Source organism: Campylobacter sp. IFREMER_LSEM_CL1846 (genome assembly GCF_025772105.1).
Taxonomy (GTDB): domain Bacteria; phylum Campylobacterota; class Campylobacteria; order Campylobacterales; family Campylobacteraceae; genus Campylobacter_D; species Campylobacter_D lari_D.
The window spans coordinates 66,674-86,349 of record NZ_JAKMRM010000007.1; the positions used below are offsets into that span (position 1 = coordinate 66,674).

At 28.1% G+C, this 19,676-nt stretch carries 20 protein-coding genes; all 20 read left to right on the plus strand.

Annotated elements, in window-relative coordinates; all coding sequences use genetic code 11:
* Positions 1-5: 5 nt before the first annotated feature.
* Genes L8W40_RS04765 through L8W40_RS04860 form a run of 20 tightly spaced genes read left to right on the plus strand, consistent with a single transcriptional unit; the run spans position 6 to position 19,634 of the window.
* Positions 6-962, plus strand: coding sequence for a KpsF/GutQ family sugar-phosphate isomerase (locus L8W40_RS04765; RefSeq protein WP_412175292.1), 957 nt, complete (start codon positions 6-8; stop codon positions 960-962).
* Positions 963-986: 24 nt separating this feature from the next.
* The gene (rfbA, locus tag L8W40_RS04770) at positions 987-1,874 is read left to right on the plus strand and encodes a glucose-1-phosphate thymidylyltransferase RfbA (RefSeq protein ID WP_263664805.1); all 888 of its coding nucleotides are present in this window, start codon (positions 987-989) and stop codon (positions 1,872-1,874) included.
* Between the two features lie 6 nt (positions 1,875-1,880).
* Complete coding sequence (rfbC, locus tag L8W40_RS04775; protein WP_263664806.1) at positions 1,881-2,456, plus strand: dTDP-4-dehydrorhamnose 3,5-epimerase; 576 nt, start codon at positions 1,881-1,883, stop codon at positions 2,454-2,456.
* Entirely contained in the window at positions 2,449-3,330 is an 882-nt protein-coding gene (gene rfbD / locus L8W40_RS04780) for a dTDP-4-dehydrorhamnose reductase (RefSeq protein WP_263664807.1), read from the plus strand. The genes rfbC and rfbD overlap by 8 nt, the downstream gene beginning before the upstream one ends.
* Complete coding sequence (gene rfbB, locus L8W40_RS04785) at positions 3,327-4,334, plus strand: dTDP-glucose 4,6-dehydratase (protein WP_263664808.1); 1,008 nt, start codon at positions 3,327-3,329, stop codon at positions 4,332-4,334. The genes rfbD and rfbB overlap by 4 nt, the downstream gene beginning before the upstream one ends.
* On the plus strand, positions 4,327-5,253 hold the full coding sequence (locus L8W40_RS04790; protein ID WP_263664809.1) for a glycosyltransferase family 2 protein: 927 nt from the start codon (positions 4,327-4,329) through the stop codon (positions 5,251-5,253). Before rfbB ends, L8W40_RS04790 begins: the two co-directional genes overlap by 8 nt.
* A complete protein-coding gene (locus tag L8W40_RS04795) occupies positions 5,246-5,692 on the plus strand; it encodes a sugar 3,4-ketoisomerase (protein WP_263664810.1) in 447 nt (148 codons plus the stop codon). Before L8W40_RS04790 ends, L8W40_RS04795 begins: the two co-directional genes overlap by 8 nt.
* A gap of 43 nt (positions 5,693-5,735) precedes the next feature.
* The gene (locus L8W40_RS04800) at positions 5,736-6,014 is read left to right on the plus strand and encodes a sugar 3,4-ketoisomerase (protein WP_263664825.1); all 279 of its coding nucleotides are present in this window, start codon (positions 5,736-5,738) and stop codon (positions 6,012-6,014) included.
* On the plus strand, positions 6,001-7,584 hold the full coding sequence (locus tag L8W40_RS04805) for an HAD-IIIC family phosphatase (RefSeq protein WP_263664811.1): 1,584 nt from the start codon (positions 6,001-6,003) through the stop codon (positions 7,582-7,584). Before L8W40_RS04800 ends, L8W40_RS04805 begins: the two co-directional genes overlap by 14 nt.
* 1 nt (position 7,585) lies before the next feature.
* Positions 7,586-7,807 carry an acyl carrier protein gene (locus tag L8W40_RS04810; protein ID WP_263664812.1) on the plus strand — a complete coding sequence of 74 codons (222 nt, stop codon included), beginning with the start codon at positions 7,586-7,588 and terminating at the stop codon, positions 7,805-7,807.
* A complete protein-coding gene (locus L8W40_RS04815; protein ID WP_263664813.1) occupies positions 7,804-8,784 on the plus strand; it encodes a GNAT family N-acetyltransferase in 981 nt (326 codons plus the stop codon). Before L8W40_RS04810 ends, L8W40_RS04815 begins: the two co-directional genes overlap by 4 nt.
* 20 nt (positions 8,785-8,804) lie before the next feature.
* Positions 8,805-10,277, plus strand: coding sequence for a hypothetical protein (locus L8W40_RS04820; RefSeq protein WP_263664814.1), 1,473 nt, complete (start codon positions 8,805-8,807; stop codon positions 10,275-10,277).
* The gene (locus L8W40_RS04825) at positions 10,264-11,682 is read left to right on the plus strand and encodes a CDP-glycerol glycerophosphotransferase family protein (protein WP_263664815.1); all 1,419 of its coding nucleotides are present in this window, start codon (positions 10,264-10,266) and stop codon (positions 11,680-11,682) included. The genes L8W40_RS04820 and L8W40_RS04825 overlap by 14 nt, the downstream gene beginning before the upstream one ends.
* A gap of 1 nt (position 11,683) precedes the next feature.
* Positions 11,684-12,373, plus strand: coding sequence for an IspD/TarI family cytidylyltransferase (locus L8W40_RS04830; protein ID WP_263664816.1), 690 nt, complete (start codon positions 11,684-11,686; stop codon positions 12,371-12,373).
* Positions 12,374-12,379: 6 nt separating this feature from the next.
* Positions 12,380-13,438 (plus strand): NAD-dependent epimerase/dehydratase family protein, encoded by a 1,059-nt coding sequence (locus L8W40_RS04835; protein ID WP_263664817.1) that lies wholly within the window; start codon positions 12,380-12,382, stop codon positions 13,436-13,438.
* A 2-nt stretch (positions 13,439-13,440) separates the two neighbouring features.
* Positions 13,441-14,154, plus strand: a complete 714-nt coding sequence (gene araD / locus L8W40_RS04840; RefSeq protein ID WP_263664818.1) for an L-ribulose-5-phosphate 4-epimerase AraD — start codon at positions 13,441-13,443, stop codon at positions 14,152-14,154.
* Entirely contained in the window at positions 14,147-15,238 is a 1,092-nt protein-coding gene (locus L8W40_RS04845; RefSeq protein WP_263664819.1) for a DegT/DnrJ/EryC1/StrS family aminotransferase, read from the plus strand. The genes araD and L8W40_RS04845 overlap by 8 nt, the downstream gene beginning before the upstream one ends.
* Entirely contained in the window at positions 15,231-16,070 is an 840-nt protein-coding gene (locus L8W40_RS04850) for a glycosyltransferase family 2 protein (protein WP_263664820.1), read from the plus strand. The genes L8W40_RS04845 and L8W40_RS04850 overlap by 8 nt, the downstream gene beginning before the upstream one ends.
* Positions 16,067-17,866: a hypothetical protein gene (locus L8W40_RS04855; protein WP_263664821.1), complete on the plus strand. Its 1,800-nt coding sequence runs from the start codon at positions 16,067-16,069 to the stop codon at positions 17,864-17,866. Before L8W40_RS04850 ends, L8W40_RS04855 begins: the two co-directional genes overlap by 4 nt.
* Position 17,867: 1 nt before the next feature.
* Complete coding sequence (locus L8W40_RS04860; protein ID WP_263664822.1) at positions 17,868-19,634, plus strand: DUF2972 domain-containing protein; 1,767 nt, start codon at positions 17,868-17,870, stop codon at positions 19,632-19,634.
* The last annotated feature ends 42 nt before the right edge of the window (positions 19,635-19,676 follow it).

Here is a 19,676-nt window from a genome sequence, read left to right on the forward strand (position 1 = left end):
TTTAGATGAGCCAAATAGATGCGATTAAAATAGCTAAAGAAGTTTTTGAGATAGAATCAAAAACGATTTTAGACTTATGTGACACCTTAAATGAGGAATTTAGTAAAGCGGTTAAGTTGATTTTGTCTATTAAAGGCAGGTGTGTAGTAAGTGGTATGGGTAAGTCAGGCCATATAGGAGCTAAGATAGCTGCGACCTTAGCTAGCACAGGTACCCCGAGCTTTTTTATGCATCCAGGTGAAGCACTACATGGAGATCTTGGTATGCTTACAAGTGAGGATGTGCTTTTAGCTATTTCAAATTCAGGAGAAACTGAAGAGGTTTTAAAGCTCATACCAGTGATTAAAAAGAGAAAAATTCCTTTAATTGTTATGGCAGGAAATCAAAACTCCACTTTAGCTAAACAAGCAGATATTTTTATAAACATAGCAGTAAAAAAAGAAGCTTGCCCGCTTCAACTAGCTCCAACTTCTTCTACCACGGCTACTTTAGCGATGGGTGATGCAATAGCAGTAGCTTTGATGAGAGCAAGGAATTTTAGACCTGATGATTTTGCTTTATTTCATCCAGGGGGAAGCTTGGGTAGGAAGCTTTTAACTAGGGTGGGTGATTTGATGGTATCAAATAATCTACCTATAGTCAACCCTAATAGTGATTTTAATGAATTAGTTGATGTGATGACTAGTGGTAAATTGGGACTTTGTATAGTTGTTGAAAATGAAAAATTAGTTGGGATTATCACGGATGGAGATTTAAGAAGAGCATTAAGAGCAAATGATAAGCCAAGATTTGACTTTAAAGCCAAAGAAATCATGAGTGAGAGTCCAAAAACCATAGAAGCAAATGCCATGGCAAGTGAAGCAGAAGAGCTTATGCTAAAACATAAAATCAAAGAAATAGTTGTCACTCGAAATGAAAAAATAGCAGGCATTATACAACTTTATGCAATAGGAAGTGTGTAGGTAGTTTTTATATAAGGAGTTGTAATGAAGGGTATAATTTTAGCAGGTGGAAGTGGCACTAGGCTCTTTCCAATAACAAAAGGTACTAGTAAACAATTGTTGCCGATTTATGATAAACCTATGATTTATTACCCATTATCGGTTTTGATGTTGTCTGGAATAAAAGAAATTTTAATTATATCCACACCTAAAGATTTACCAAGATTCCAAGAATTACTAGGAGATGGATGCGAGTTGGGAATTACATTGTGTTACAAGGAGCAGCCAAGCCCTGATGGCTTGGCGCAAGCTTTTTTGCTGGGTGAAGAATTTATAGGCAATGATGATGTTTGTTTGATACTAGGCGATAATATTTTTTATGGTCAAGGATTATCATATTTGCTGTTAGACAGCGTAGAAAGAGCAAAAAATAATTCTAAAGCTACTGTTTTTGGTTACTATGTTAACGATCCTGAAAGATATGGCGTTGTAGAATTTGATCAACAAGGTAGAGTGATTAGTATAGAGGAGAAACCAGAAAAACCAAAGAGTAATTATGCGGTTACAGGTTTGTATTTTTATCCTAATGATGTTATAGCTAAAGCAAAACTGGTAAAACCTTCAGACAGAGGGGAGTTGGAAATCACAACGTTAAATCAAATATATCTTGAAGAAGAAAGATTAAATGTTGAGATTATGGGAAGAGGTTATGCATGGTTTGATACAGGTACACATGATTCTCTATTGGATGCCAATATTTATGTACAGACATTAGAAAAAAGACAGGCTTTAAAAATAGCATGTTTAGAAGAAATAGCTTACAATAAAGGATATATCACCAAAAAGCAATTGCTAAAGCTAGCAAAGCCTTTATTAAAAAATCAGTACGGTCAATATCTAGCAAAAATATCAGAGAATATTTATTTTAAATGAGTTTTGATGCAAATACTTGATACGAATTTTAATGATGTTAAATTAATAAAGAAAGAATTGTTTTTTGATAATAGAGGATATTTTACAGAAGTTTTTCACCAAAAAAAAATTACAGAAAAAATATGTAAAAATATAGATTTTGTTCAAGAAAACGAAAGTTGCTCAAAAAAAAATACTATAAGAGGTTTACATTATCAAATACACCCTTTTGCACAAACTAAATTAATAAATGTTATTAGCGGTAGAATTTTAGATGTAATTGTGGATTTACGTAAGGATAGTCCAACTTTTTTAAAACATATCAAGATTACAGTAAGGGCTGAAGATAATATATTGTTATTTGTTCCTCGTGGATTTGCGCATGGTTTTATAGCATTAGAAGATTTTACAAAAGTTTCTTACATGGTTGATAATTTTTATAATCCAAAGAGTGAAAGAGGTATATTGTATAATGATCCACAGTTAAAAATTGATTGGGGTGTAAATGATTCCGAAGTTTTAATTTCTGATAAAGATCTGTATTTGCCTACACTTGAGCAAATTCAAGATTTTTTTGATTATAATGTGGATTATTATGAGTAGAAGCATTGCTATCTTGGGATCTAATGGTCAATTAGGAAAGACTTTTCAGGAATTATCTAGTTTGTATAAAAAAAAATATAGTATGTTTTTTTTTGATAAAATACAAATAAATATACAAGATAAAAATTTACTAGAATATTTTATTGATAAATATAAGTTTGATTATATAATTAATTGTGCTGCATATACTGATGTAAATTTAGCGGAAGTCAAACAGAAAGAAGCTTATATGCTTAATTATAATAGTGTTGAAAATATAGCTGATTTGACTAAAAAATATAATTTAACTTTTATTCATATTTCTACTGATTATGTTTTTGATGGTAAAAGCTGTACTCCTTACAAGGAGAATGATAAAGCAAAGCCTTTGAATGTTTATGGTAAGTCAAAGCTAAAAGGTGAGCAAGTGATTGTAGATATTAGCCCAAAAAATACAATTGTCATAAGAACATCATGGCTATACAGTAATTATAAAAGAAATTTTGTCCATACTATAAGAAATCTTGGCAAAAAAAAGGGAGAGATTAATGTTGTCTATGATCAGATAGGGACACCTACATATGCCAGAGATTTAGCTGAAGTAATTTTAAATATTTTACCATATATACAAAACGATAAACCAGAAATTTATCATTATTCTAACGAGGGTATTGCTAGTTGGTATGATTTTGCAAAAGAGATAATGAAGTTATCGCAATTAGATTGCAATATTAAACCTATAGAAAGTAAAGATTTTTTGGCATTAGCTCCAAGACCTTCTTATAGTGTGTTAAATAAACAGAAAATTAAAGAAAAATTTCATATTGAAATTCCACATTGGAAAGATAGTTTGGAAAAATGCATAAGTATATTGCAGAAGGATGATATTTTATGAAAAATTTATTACTTACAGGAACAGCAGGTTTTATTGGTTCGAATTTTGTGCCGTATTTTTTAGAGAAATACAAGGATTACATTTTAATTAATCTTGATCTTTTAACATATGCAGGTAAATTGGAAAATTTAAAGGAGTGTCAAAATAATCCTAGATTTAAATTTATAAGAGGAGATATTTGTAATCAAGAGCTGGTTCAATTTCTTTTTGAAGAATATAACATCCAAGGTGTTATTCACTTTGCTGCAGAATCGCATGTTGATAATTCTATTAAAAATCCTGAAATTTTTATTCAAACAAATATAAATGGAACATTCAATCTGCTAAATATAGCATACAAACATTGGATGGAGAAGCCATTTGTATATAAAGATAAATATCAAAATTGTAGATTCCATCATATAAGCACAGATGAGGTTTATGGGACTTTAGGGGAATGCGGTTTTTTTACAGAAAATACTCCTTATGCTCCAAATTCACCTTATTCTGCTAGCAAAGCTAGTTCTGATATGCTTGTAAGATCTTATCATGAAACCTATGGATTAAATACTGTTATTACTAATTGTTCTAATAATTATGGACCAAAACAGCATGATGAAAAATTAATACCTACAATCATACGAAATGCATTGGCGGGTAATAAAATCCCAATTTATGGAGATGGGAAAAATATTCGAGATTGGTTGTATGTTTTGGATCATTGCAAAGGCATTGATCTTGCTTTTCATGGTGGAAGATCAGGTCATATTTATAATATTGGTGGTAGAAATGAGAGGACAAATCTACAGATTGCTTATAAAGTATGCGAATTATTAGATCAATATAGACCAAAAAATATTAGCTATAAAGCACAAATTACTTTTGTGGAGGATAGGGCAGGACATGATAGACGCTATGCTATTGATGCTAGTAAAATTGAAAATAAACTTGGTTGGAAAGCTGATGAGAATTTTGATACAGGTATAATAAAAACAGTAGAGTGGTATTTAAAAAAATATGAATAATACAGTTGCGATTTTGCTTGCCACATATAATGGTGAGAAATATTTAAAAGAGCAAATTGACTCGATTTTAAATCAAACTTATAAAGATATTAAGATTTATATAGGTGATGACTGTTCAAAAGATAGCACTATTGATATTATTAGAACTTATAAGGATTTATATCCCGATAAGATTATATATTATCAGAATAACACAAATATGGGATTTATTAAGAATTTTGAAAAGCTTCTTCAAAGTTGTAGTGAGAATTATATGGCCTTCAGCGATCAGGATGATATTTGGCTGCCTAATAAATTAGAAGAACAAATGAAAGAAATAATCAAAATGGAAAAAAAATGTAATTTACCAATAATGTGTCATAGTGATTTGATTATGATAGATGAGGATAAAAAAATTCTATATAAATCTTTTTTTAAATTTAAACAATACAAAATAAACTTAAAAAAAGATTTGGGGCATATACTTGGACCTTGTGGAGTGATGGGTAATACTATGATGATAAATAAGGTGTTAAAAGAGAAAATACTGCCATTTCCAAAAAATATCAATTTTCATGATTATTATATAGCTATTATGTGTGAACTTTTTGGAAAACGAATAACATTAAGTGAATCTTTTGTTTTGTACAGAATTCACCAAAATAACACAAGCAATTCAAAATTAAATATTAAAAAGAAGAAAAATACAGCTTTACCTTATCTTGAACGAGATCTTGATTGGCTGGATAATATTAAACAGGATTTAAAAAAAAATGATCTGTTGATTATAAATAAATTTCAATCTTATATTCAAAATCCAAAAAAATTATATCATTATTTAGAATTACTTAGATATAATCTAGTAAAGAGAAATGATATTTACCGATTTAAGTTATTTTTTAGATTTTTGTATAACATATATTGGAAGACTAATGGATGAATTTTATAAAATAATAGACTTTAATGCCATAGGAAATCAGAATGATGGGTTTTTGGTGGCTTTAGAGAGTAATAAAAATATACCTTTTGAAATCAAAAGAGTTTATTATATATGGGGCAATCAGCAAGACAAGATAAGAGGAAAGCATGCACATAAAGATTTAGAGCAAATTGTGATATGCGTAAAAGGAAGTTGCGATTTTATTTTAGATAATGGTATTATTCAAAAACATATTCATCTAAATCAACCTAGTCAAGGGCTTTATATAGGTAATAATATTTGGAGAGAGTTTACTAACTTCTCGAAAGACTGTGTTGTAATGGTGATCGCTTCTAAATATTATGATATTGATGATTATGATACGGATTACTTGGAATTTAAAAGTAGGTTAAATAGTAATATACTTGCCATAACTGGGGGGGGGGATTTTAAAAACTAGTATTGATTTTCCTATAAAAAGAATTTTTTATATATATGGAAATATAAAAGAATCAAGAGGAAATCACGCTAATATTTTTTCAAAATTTATAATGTTTCCCGTTGTAGGTTCATGTAGAGTAAATATTGAAAGCAAAAATAAAAAACAGAATTTTTTACTTAATAAAAAATCTCTACTTTTTGTAAATAATATGACTTGGAAAAGAATGTATGATTTTGAAAAACAAACAGTATTAATGGTTTTATCGGATTCGTATTATATGCCTGATGAGTATATTTATGATTATAGTGAATTTAAAAAGGTGAGTAATGGATATATTTGAGATACAAAATTTTGTTTTTTCGGAAAATTCTAGAGCAGATTTGTCTAGTTTTGAAAATACATTGAAAAAAGAATATAAGATATTTGTTTATCGAAATCATTCTTTTGAAGTTCTTGAAAGCGTAATTCAGCCTTATTTGTTTTATTCTAAAATAAATGCGGAATTTGTCTATAGTAGCTATGATGATTCTTTTTCTTTTAATGAAATAGATTATAAGTCAGATATGCTTATTTTTTGGGTTGATTTAAGCCGATACGAGGAAAATGCTGAAAATTTTATTTTGCAAAGGTTGGAAGTTTTACAGAAGCAGTATTATAAGCCAGTTTTGCTTGTTTCTACTGTATCTTCTGAGCTATTTAAAAATAAGAGGTTTTATTATTACTCTTTGGAAGATATAAAAGATAACCTAGGAAATAAATTTTTTAATAAAAGATTGGAGAAATTTACTGGAACATCTTTAAGCGATAAAGCGTGCATGGAGATTGCAAAAAAATTGGGCTTAAGTTATATTCCAGCCTTGTTAAAGCCAAATTTGAAAGCAATAATTGTAGATTTAGATAATACGCTGTATCAAGGTGTGTTAGGTGAAGATGGTATAAACGGAGTTATATTGACCTCTGGCCATTATAGATTACAAGAAGCACTAAAAAAGAAAAAAGAAGAAGGCTACTTTTTGTCAATTGCATCTAAAAATAATTTAGATGATGTTAAAAAGTTATTTGTATCAAGAAAAGATTTTCCTTTACAGCTTGATGATTTTTCTTATATTATGGCTAATTGGGATTGTAAGTCAAAGTCTATTCAAAAAATAGTTTCTAAGCTTAATATAAATGTAGATAGTGTATTGTTTATTGATGATAATCCTGGCGAAATTTTATCTGTTTTATCTGTATTTAATACGTGTAATTTTATTTTAGCTTTGAGTGATGCAAACAAAACATATAATATTTTAACAAATTATCCTAGATTATTAAAATTACGTAGTAATATTGAGGATTCTGTCAGACAGAAAGATACATTGGCTAATGAGGTGCGCGAGCAAATAAAAAATACCATGTCTAATGAAGACTATTTAAAAAGTCTTGATATCTTAATAACTTATAATTTTGATAATTATAATCAAACTTCAAGAATTTCAGAACTTGCGAATAAGACAAATCAATTTATCTTCAATTATATGCGTTATAGTGAAAGTGAAATTTTAAATAGGATGGAGAATGATAGGTATATAGTTGCAAGCATTGAGTTGGAAGATAGATTATCAAATAGTGGAATTATAGGTGTTTGTGTGGGATATATAGAAGATGAAGTATTGATATTAGAAGAATGTTTTGTTAGTTGTAGAGCATTAGGAAGAGGATTGGATGATTTAATAATTTTAGGCTGTGTAGAAAAAATGTTAAAAAAAGCGAATGTATCTAGACTAAAAGTTCTTTTTAGAAAAGGAGAAAGAAATTTGCCAGCAGAAAAATTTGCTAAAGATAAATTCCGGGATTATCTTGTAGAATCACGTATTTTTAACTATACTAACACAAATGATTTTATTAAAACTATAATAAAAGGAAATTGATATGGAACAAGCATTAGAAATAATTTCGAAAATTTCAAAAATATCCAAAGAAGAATTAATCAAGAATGCAAATAATCCAATGCAATGGAGTTCTTTTACTCATATTGAAATTGTTATGGCTTTAGAGGAAGAATTTGGATGTATGTTTGATGAGAATGAAATTATTGAGATGAAAACTTTAAATAAAATATTTCATTTTTTAGAAAAAAAGATTGCTAGATGAAAAAAAACATTATACAAGAAGGTTTAAATTATAGATTAAGAATGGTTAATACTGACGATGCGGACTTTATTGTTCATATTCGGACAGAAGATTTAGAGAGAACTCGTTATGTTCACCCAATATCCTGCGATATTCAAAAACAAAAAGAATGGATTAAGCAGTATATGGAAAAAGATAACGATTACTATTTTGTAATTGAAAATAAAATAAATGGAAATCTAGAAGGATTGATATCTATTTATAATATTGAGCATTCAAAAGCTGAATGGGGTAGATGGATTTTACAAAAAGGATCGCTAGCTTCATTTGAAAGCATATTGTTAATATTCGAAGTTGCTTTTCAAAAGTTAAATTTGAATGAAATTTATTGCAGAACAATTGCTGATAATAAACCTGTAGTTGAGTTTCATGAGTTAATTCAAGAAAAATTTAGGTCTAAGTTGAATAATTTTTTTACATTAGATGATAAAATATTTGATGCGATTGAGCACTATGCAGACTACGATCATTATATGTGTGTAATAAAACCTTTATTAGAAAATAAAGTTTTTAGGATTTTTTCTAGAAATTTAAAAAAAGAACTTGGGCTATTTGAGTTTCATCATATAGGGGTTGCTTGTGATGATATCGAAAAAGAATTTTTCAGTTATAAATTTCTTGGTTATTTTAAGGAGAGCAATCCTTTTGTTGATGTAAATCAAGGAATAAGAGGGCAATTTATTATTGCAGCAAATCAACCAAGACTAGAACTTTTGGAAAATTTATCAAAATCAAATACTTTAAATCATTGGATTGATAATGGCATTAAAATGTATCACTTTGGTTATATTGTTGAGGATATAGAAAAAGCCCAAAAAATTTTTAAACAGTTAGGGGCAAAGCTTATTTCTCCGTTAAAGTATTCAGAATATTTTAAAAAAAGAATATGTTTTCTAGTTTTAAAAAATAGTTTTATTATTGAGTTAATAGAAAAATAATTTAGAAAAAAAGAGTCATAATGTCAGTTCAAAAGATTATAATTGATTTAAAAAATGAAGGATATGAAAATATATGTTTTTGGTTGCCAGCTTATAATATAGGTGGTGGTACTTTTTGTATTGCTGAATTGGTTAAACAAATTACTCCATATGCACATTTGGTTAAAATTTATATTATGGACTATCACGAGGGATATTTGTCGTTTTTGTTAAGACATAATTCACATGTTGAAGTTTTAAAATTTGATGAAAAGTATCCTTACTTTCCTTTAAAAGAAAAGTCAATTATTATTACAAATAGCACTAGAATAATACAGCTTAAACAAATGCATCCGGAAAACAAAATTTTTTTGTGGCATTACGAAACTTTACCTTGTGCTTGGAATATTGTTTTTTTGCAAAATGAAACAAGCAAAATAATGAAGTTGATGTATGACAACAACGCTGTAAATTTTATCGATTGGGCAGCAAGAGATAGTTTAAATGGCCATGGTGTAAAATTTGATAAAGAACTCTATTGGCCAATTGTGGTTAAAGAGAAAACAATATTGGACCAAGAAAAAAAAATAATCAATAAAGATAGTATAAATCTATGTTGGTTGTCGCGACTTGCGCCAGATAAAATACAATCTTTATTTGCTATTATAAAAGCATATGCAAAATACGATACCAATAAGAAAAAAATATTTCACATTATAGGAGATGGAAGAAGTCGCACATTGGTTGAAAATTTTTGTAAAGGTTATGAGGATAAAATTGAATTTATATTTACTGGAACTATAGAAAGAAATGAATTAGATGATTACTTAATAAAAAATGCTGATATCGTTTTTGGTATGGGTACTTCTATACTAGAGTCAGCTGCATTAGCTTTACCTTCTGTAGTTGTGCTACTTGATTTTAAGGATATTAATGATGATGATTTCTTTTGGTTGTATGATTCTAAAGAATATTGTGTGGGTGTATTAGTCGATCAGAAAGAAAGATTTGATATAAAATATTCAAAATTTTCAACTATTATAAATGAGGTGGTAAATACCTCAGATGGTAAAAAAATTCAAGGTGAGAAATGTTATAAATACTACATAGAAAACCATAGTAGTATAGAAAAAGTAGCTGCAGATGTTCTAAAGCAAATTAAAAACTCATCTTTGACTTTTGAGAAAATTCAAAAATGTTTAAAATATATTCCTTATAATCTCATTGAAATGTCAACTTTTAAAATGTTTAGCATTTCTATTGTGAAACGTCTTCATCATTTATATGGAACAAGATATAGAGTGTTTAATATTCCTTTTTTTAGAATTAAATTTTTTAAAAATATTAAGACATATTATTTTTTTAATTTTCCATTTTTTTCTTATATGAGATCAAATCATCATGTTATATATTGGCTATGTAAAGTAAAAATTTGTGAATATCGAAAAAAAAGTGGTTTTGTGTTTCCGACAGCAAAATTTGATGATAGGAAGAAATATAATGAGAAAAATTAGCTTTTTTAAAATTCCTATTTTGGATATAGTTAAAATTCCAAATTCATCAAATTATAATATTTATATGTTTAAAATGCCATTTTTGAGCATTAGATCAAAAAATAATTGTATAAATGTCAATTTTTTATTACTTCAAAGAATTTGGGCTAAAATCAAACCAAAGATAATTGGTTTTAAAAAAAGTTGTGCAAATTATAAATATAGAAAAAAATTAAGAATAAAATATAAAAAAGGGAAGCTTAAAATTTGTTTGCTTGCTGTGGCACGACCCAATATGTGTATTTTTGATTATATATATAAAGCTTTAGAGAAAAATGGCAAATTTGAAATTTTTATAGTTATTCCGCCAGATCCAGCATATGAATATACTATGATGTGTAAGTATGCTAAAGAAGTTTATGATGAGCTATCTTCTAAAGGATATAATCCTATAATGGGTTATGATTTTACTACTAAAAAAAATATCGATCTAAGAAAAACAATCAATCCTGATATTATTTTTTATTCGGATTTTCATAAGATGCATTTTCATAAGGATTTTTATATAACAAATTTTTTAGATAAAGTGACGGTGTTAAACGACTATGGTTTTTCAGTAATGCAAGAAGAAAAAACAGTAAATTTCGAACTAAACAATACTGTTGATATGTATTTTAGACCAACTGCTATTCACATGAAAATGGCAACAGAATTAATGGAGAATAAAGGGAGAAATACTGTATTGGTTAATGGTAGTCCAAAGCTTGATGCTATTTTTGATAAAAATCATATTTTTAAAGATGTATGGAAAACACAGCCAAAGATTAAAAAAAGAATCATATGGGCACCGCATTACTCTGATGGTCATCCAAAAGATATGTACCAGTATAATGCATTTTATGAGTTGTATGATTTTATGTTTGAATTGGCATTGAAATTTAAAGATGAAATTCAAATAGCATTTAGACCGCATCCTGTTTTAGAGTCAAGATTGGTCTTAAAATGGGGCAAAGAAAAACAACAGGCGTATTATGATAAATGGGAAAAATTAGAAAATGGACAATATTATCCTGGTGATTTTTTAGATCTTTTTGTTTCTTCTGATGCTATGATTATGGATTCTTGTTCATTTATGGGCGAATACACGGTAGTTAACAAGCCTTTATTCCATACAGTTGGGTCTACAACTAGAATTAAATTAAATGATTTTGGTAATGAAATTTACAAATTTTGTTATAAAACAAAGCAGAATTTAAAACAAGATATTGAGAAATTTATAAAAGAGGTTGTATTAGAGGGTAAAGATGTATATAAAACACCAAGAGAAGAATTTATACAAAGATATTATATAAGTAAAGATGGCAAAAATGCATCCGAAAGTATAGTAGAAAAAATAGTGAATTATATAGAAAAAGGAGGACTGTAGAATGAATATAGCTTTGATTATAGCAGGTGGCATAGGTGCTAGAATGAATCAATCCATCCCAAAGCAGTTTATGAGTATTAATGATAAGCCTATTATTATATATACATTGGAAAAATTTGAAAAACATCCTGCGATAGATGAAATTGTAGTGGTTTCGTTAAATGGTTGGGAGAATATATTATTAAGTTATGCAAAGCAATTTAAAATCACCAAGTTAAGACATATAACAAAAGGTGGAGATTCGGGACAGGAATCTATAAAAAATGGTATTTTGAAGTTGAAAGAATTTTATAGTGATGATGATATTGTTTTAATACATGATGCTATTAGACCTAATGTTTCAGAAGAGATTATTTCAGATGCTATTAGGGTGATCAATGAAAAAGGCTCTGCGGTATCTGTAATACCTTGCAATGAAGCAATGTTAGTTAGCAATGATGGTGGTATTAACTCAAGACAAACTTATGATCGACAAAAGCTGAAAAGAACACAGACTCCTCAAGGTGCAACATTAAAAGCACTGAAAGATCTTCATGATAAGGCGGAAAAAATGGGTATTAAGGATTCTGTTGCTACATGTACATTGATGATAGAAACAGGGGGAGAAATTTATTTTTCAATAGGTTCGGAAAAAAATATTAAAATCACAACAATGGATGATATTGATATTTTTAAAGCATTGTTAAAGTAGGGTATTGTGTATTTTCAAGATAAAATTTATATTAATAATTTTCAGACTATTAAGAAGGAGTGTTTTGATAGTCTACGGTCAAGTAATATTTTAATAACAGGGGCTACAGGATTAGTGGGATCTTGTATTGTTGATTTTTTGATGTATTTAAACGAATATTTTAAATATGATGTTAATATTTATGCTGTAACACGTTTTTCAAGCAAAGCTTTTGAAAGATTTAGTAGTTATGCTAATTATTGTAATTTGCATATAGTTGAATGCGATCTAAGCAAAGAAATTCCAAATATAGATGTGAATATAGATTATATTTTACATGCGGCTAGTAATACTCACCCTGAATTATATGCTAAAAATCCAGTTGAAACCATGTGTATAAATTTTATAGGAACTTTAAATATATTAAAATTTATGCAGCAAAATTATCGTAAATCTAAAATGATATTTTTGTCAACTTTAGAAGTATATGGTGAAATGCAAAAAAATAAAAAATATTTTTGCGAAAGTGATATAGGTAAAGTTGATTTTAATCTCTCAAGATCTTGTTATCCTGAGAGCAAAAGAGCATGTGAAACACTGTGCCAATCCTTTATAAAAGAATATGAATTAAATATTACTATTGCAAGATTGGGATATATTTACGGTCCTACTGTTGATTTAAGTAGTAGTAAGGCTGATGTTCAATTTTTAAAATGCGCATTAGAACAAAAAAATATAATTATGAAGAGTAAAGGAATACAAGCTAGATCTTATTGTTATGTTGTCGATGTTGTCTCGGCTCTAATGTTTTTAATGATAAACGGAAAAAATGGAGAGGCCTATAACATTGCAAATAAAGAATCTAATATTACATTAAAAGATTATGCTGTTGCATTGGCAGATCGAGCAGATGTTAAAATTGAATTTTGTGAACCTAGTGATATCGAAAAAGAAGGTTATTCTACTGTTCAAAATTCAACTTTAAATTCAGATAAAATTGAACAATTGGGCTGGAGACCGCAATTTTCATTGAGAGAAGGTGTAGGTTTTACATTGGCTATCAAAAAAAATATTAAAGGAAATTAAAAATGTTGGGTGATTTGAGAGAGGAAGTATTAGAGGCGAACATTGCCTTGGTAAAAGAAAATTTAGTTGTTTTAACTTGGGGTAATGTTAGCGCTATTAATGATCAAGGTGTTGTTGCAATAAAGCCGAGTGGTGTGGAGTATTCTAAGATGTCAAGCAATGATATAGTTTTACTAGATTTAGATGGTAGAATATTGGAAGGGCAACTAAAACCTTCTAGTGATACACCTACTCATTTGGCTTTGTATAGACAACATCCTGAAATAAAGTGCATCATTCATACTCACTCTCCTTATGCTACTGCATTTGCGCAAGCTGGAAAAAGTATCCAAGCTCTCGGAACAACTCATGCTGATTATTTTTTTGGTGATATTCCAGTATCTAGATCCTTGACAAAAGAAGAAGTGGAGGTAGACTATGAAGTAAATACAGGGAAGGTTATATTGGAAACTATTGCAGGTAGAAATGCTCTTGATATTCCAGGAATTTTAGTTAAGCAACATGGGGTTTTTGTTTGGGGGGAAACCATTAAAAAAGCTTTAGAAAATGCTGTAGTAATTGAGCAAATTGCCTATATGAATTACTTAACTTTAAACCTAAACCTTTCTATAGAAGCCATCCCAAAATTTATTTTAAATAAGCACTTTTATAGAAAACATGGTAATAATGCTTATTATGGACAAAGTAACCAAAGTAAAGGTAAGAAAAATGATTAAGTTTTTGGATTTGCATAAAATTAACAGTAGGTTTCAAGAAAAAATTAATTATGAGATTAAGGAAGTTTTAGATAGTGGTTGGTATATTCATGGTAAAAAAAATGAAGAATTTGTAAAAAATTACTCGAATTACTGTGGTGTAAAATATTGTTTGGGTGTAGCAAATGGATTAGATGGGCTTAGAATTATGTTAAAAGCTTCCGGATTAAAACAAGATGATGAGGTTATAGTACCAGCCAATACTTATATTGCTACAATTTTGGCTATAAGCGATAATGGTTATAGACCTATATTAGTAGAACCTGATATAGAGACTTACAATATTGATCCAAAATTAATTGAAGATAAAATTACGCCAAAAACAAGGGCTATTATGGCTGTTCATTTATACGGACAAGCTGCACCTATGGAAGAAATTTACACCATTGCAAAAAAATACAACTTAATAGTATTTGAAGATGCAGCGCAAGCTCACGGTGCAACATTAAACGGGAAAAAAGTTGGCAGCCTTTCAAAGGCTGCGGCTTTTTCATTTTATCCTGGAAAAAATTTAGGTTGTTTGGGAGATGGTGGTTGTATCACAACCAATGATGAGGAGTTGTATTATAAAATGCAAGCATTGTCAAACTATGGTTCACATAAAAAATATCATAATATCTATAAAGGTTTTAATTCTAGACTTGATGAAATTCAAGCAGCGATTTTAAATGTCAAACTTGCTTTTTTGGATCAAGACAATCAAGAGCGTAGAAAAATAGCAAGGCGGTATTTAAATGGTATTAAAAACCCGATAGTTGTTTTACCACGAATGCAAGATGAGATGTCTCATGTGTGGCATTTGTTTGTTGTTCGTGTAAAAAATAGAGATAAATTTCAAGCTTATTTGAGTAAAAATAAAATCGAAAGTATTATTCATTATCCAATACCACCTCATAAACAAGAAGCTTATAAAGAGTGGAATCATTTATCTTTTCCTATAACTGAGCAAATTCATAATGAGGTGTTAAGTTTACCTATATCTCCTGTTATGGAAGAATGGGAGGTTTCTAAAGTTATCGAGGTGGTTAACCAGTACGATGAGTAGCTCTTTACCTCTGATTTCTATATTAATTCCTGCTTATAATCATCAAAATTACATTCAAGAATGTATAGAATCAGTTATATGTCAAGACTATGGCAATTTAGAATTAATTATTTTAGATGATGGGTCTTCTGACTTAACTTGGCTTAAAATAATCGAATTAGAAAAAAAATGTAGAGTGAGATTTTCTAATTTTAGTTCAATGACAAGACAAAACAAAGGTATTTATGAAACATTGAATGAGTTGATTGAATTGTCAAATGGCGAATATATTTATTTATTGGCTTCCGATGATAGGATTCAAAATGAAAAAGCAATAAGCATATTATATCAAATAATATCACATGATGATAAAATAGTGTTGGCTGTTGGAGATAGTGAAATTATAGATTGCAATTCTAATCGCATAGCTTGGGATATTAAGCAAAATATTGTTAAATTTAATGAAGGGTACAATACTTTCTGGGAGTATTTTTGCTATAAACACCCTAGGGTGAAAAAAATTTCAAAAGATATGAAAAAATTTGGAAGTTATCGAACTCTCGTAAAAGGTAATTATATTCCAAACGGTTATTTAATTCGTGCAGAAAAATTAAAAAAAATAGAGAAATTTACAGCAAAAGCACCTATGGAAGATTGGTTTATGCATTTGCAACTTTCTAAATTGGGTAGATATAAATTTACTAAAGAGATTTTATTTTCTTATCGTTGGCATGATGCAAATACTATAAAAAATACAAAACAAAATAAAATAAAAAATAAAATAACTAAAAGATATTTTGGCATTCTTCATTTTTTGTATAAAATTTTTAAAAAAAGAAGGTCAAAACTTTGAAAAAAAATATAGTACTACTTGGTGGAAGTTCTATTTTTATGCAAAATGGTATCCAAGAAGGTTTAAAACAGGGTAGCTTGGCATCATCCAAGGATGAGATTTTTATTTATAATTATAGCGTAGGAGCTACAACAAGTATTCAAAATTTATGTGAGTTGGTGAGGCGGCAAAAAGTTTTAAAAACTGCTGCTTTGATTATTACTAATTCTAATACCAATGATAGCATTAGTGTTTTAAGTACTAAAGAACAACAACCAATAGAGATATTGTATAGGAATTTATTTTTATACTATCAAGAGTTGTATAAGTTAAAAAAAATAATTCTTGTTCTTATAACTCCTTTTGATCGTGATGATATAAGAAATAAATTTATTATTAATATTCATAGAGGATTGATAAAATATTTTGGATTTAATTTTATAGATATGTATGAATATTATGAACATCATAATTTATTTGAGTTTGGGAAACGAAGAGATACGGTTCATGAGTTTGATTTTGTTATGAGGGAGTTGGGTAGGAATATTATAAAAAATTTAAAATCTTTTTTTATTTCTCAAAAAAATGTAAATCACTTCCTTCAAGAATACTATTTTTTACCTGCAAAAGAACTAGAAGTCGTTAGAGGGAATGTAAAAAAAATACATCACAGTAACTTTTCATACAGTGAAGATGTGGTTAGAATCGAGACAGGTGATATTGTAAAAATACCGGATAAGTATTATAATTATCAAATTATTGCTTTACATACTTGGAACAATCATATCCCATGGGATGAAAAATGGCAAAAACTAGATCAATTTGTTTTGAATTATTCTAGTATTGAGATTAGTAATTTACAAAATAGTGTTATAAAAGAAACCAATTCTTTAATAAATGTCCTTGAGTTGCATAAGGATTTTATTATAAAACCTAATACATATATAAAGTTAAATACTACAAAAAAATGTGAAGAATTATATCATCATGCATATAGTTGGCATGATAAAGCAAAAAATAACAATTTTTGTGACATTGTTGGATTTCTTCTTGTAAGCAAACCTATACAAAATTTTCAAATTAAATTTGATATTTTAAGTAACCAAACTACTTATATTTCTAAAAAACAAGATTTTGGTTATCTTATGCCACCTGTAGAATGGTATAAAGAGATTATAGATGAGTATTGTTCGGTAATGGATCCAAAAAAATTAACACCTCTGCAAAACCAAATAAATACATTAAAATCTACAATTTCATTGTTGGAGCAAAGTAAAAATCAACTATCGCAGGAAAAAAGAGAAATACAAGAGGATAATCTTTCTTTAAAACATATTTTAAATTCTCTATCCACAAAAAAACAACAACTTGAAATTTCAATTTTAGAGCAAGATTTGATTAATAAAAAATTACAAAACAAACAATTACTAAAAATATTAAGCCCGAATATTAAGACGACCACAGTTGATTTTAACTCGGCCAAATTCCGCATTCATAACCAACTCTCTTATAAACTAGGTCAAGCTATGATAGTCAATTCTAAAACTTTTCTAGGTTATATAAGAATGCCTTTTGTATTATCTTATATAAAAGATAAACACAAACAAGGACAAAAAATCTATCAAGAAAAAATACAAAAAGATCCTTCTTTAAAACTACCTCCTTTGGAATCTTATCCTGATTATAAAGAAGCCTTAAAAGAAAAAGAATGTTTAACTTATAAACTAGGACAAGCTCTTATAAAAGCTAATAAAACTTGGTATAGAGGAGGATATATTGGATTGTTATTTGAAATTAAGAAGTTAAAAAAGGAATAAAATGAATATTTTTAGTGCAAAAGATAGAGTTAAAAATCATCTTGCTTATAAATTAGGATTTGCTATTATTCAGCATAAAAAAAATAAAAAACTAATATCTTTGCCTTATAAACTATATAGCATTAAAAAAAGACATATAAAAGAAAAAAAAATCTATAATGATATAGTAAATGTGTTTCCGTATATGAGATATCCATTATTAGAACAATGTAAAGATTATAATGAGAGTGTGCTCTATCAATTCCATCTTTCATATATGTTAGGACAAGCATATATTCGAGCGCATAATAATTGGCATAAAGGAGGTTATATAAATTTTCTATTTGAATATAAAAAAATTTATAGCAAATATCAGAAAATACAACAAATTTTAAATATATTACCAAAAGAGCTGCATTCGAAGTTGTTGATGTCTAATAATCTTTTAATAGTTGGCGATTTATTGGTAGATATACATAGTTATAGTCCAATGTTACAAATGATTATCAAAAATTTCGATTTTTTTTTACAACACTTTGATTTAATTCATGAATGGATTAATTCGGATTATTTTTATGAAAAATATAAATACAAAAACCATCCCTATCCTCCATTGGTAGATTTTAGAAAAAATAGTTTTTGCTTCAGCGTAGATCAAATGTGGGACTTAAATATACCATTGCCAAATAAATTTCAATTTATTTATCTATACAGGCATGGCTCTGGAGCACAAAACACAATGTGGTATTTTAGAAATTCTGGACTATATTTTATTGATTGTTTTAGGTGGGGAGAAGGAAAAGATAGATATTGTAAAATGTATTCAATATTAAACAATATAAATAGTAACTGTGTTATTGGTATGAGTGATATTGAGTATAAAAATGTAGAGGAGATGGAAAAATTCATTTTTTTGTTGAGACAAGATGATATGTATATTTTAACGCAAACAAGAGATCCTATAGATTTAATAAAACATGTATGCTCTAGAAGTAGACGCTATACAAAAGAGCAGCTAAATTTAATTAAAAAAAATGTATTTACAATAAATGATTTATTTGATGATGTATATCAGGAAGACTTGCAGGAAAATTATAACAAAAATATAGTAATAATGCGTTTTCCGACAATTTTTTCACATTATAAACATCTAGAAATATTGCAAGATTCTATTAAAAAAATTTACTACATTGACTTTAGTGACATAAAAAGCGATAAGATAATCAATATAATGAATGAGTTTTTTTCAGAATTAAAATTAACACCCTTGTCTATATCTAAGGCTAGAGAGGTATTTGCTGTTAATAGATATAAAGGAAGTTTAAATTTGCTATTTCCTGTTACCTTAAAAATTCATTTAGATAGCAATAAAACAAAAACGATAGCAATAAAATTTATTGAGAATTTTTTCTTGCCGCAAAATATTGATGACTTTGATGATTTTTATAAAATTATCTTTGGTTGTACACATCCATCATTTGGTGTTTATATTCATAAAAATGAATTGCTTTTCCTACGCCAGAATGGTATTTTGTATGACAAGGTATTGGAATATTTAAAGCTTTTTTTATGTAAACTTTTAAGCCGAATTGATAACGAGGAAAAATATAAGATCAGTATTGAGAATGTATTAAATGAACTAAAGCAAAACCAAGACAAAAGAAATAAATTAAAGTGTATACTACATGAAGAATTATCGTTTTGCAAGAAACATCGTCCAGATATAGTCACCTCTTGGAAATACTATCAAGAATTTGAAAGAATGTGTAAAGAATTAGATGGCGATTAATATCAGAGAAAGATAAAAAGGATATAATTATAAATTAATTTT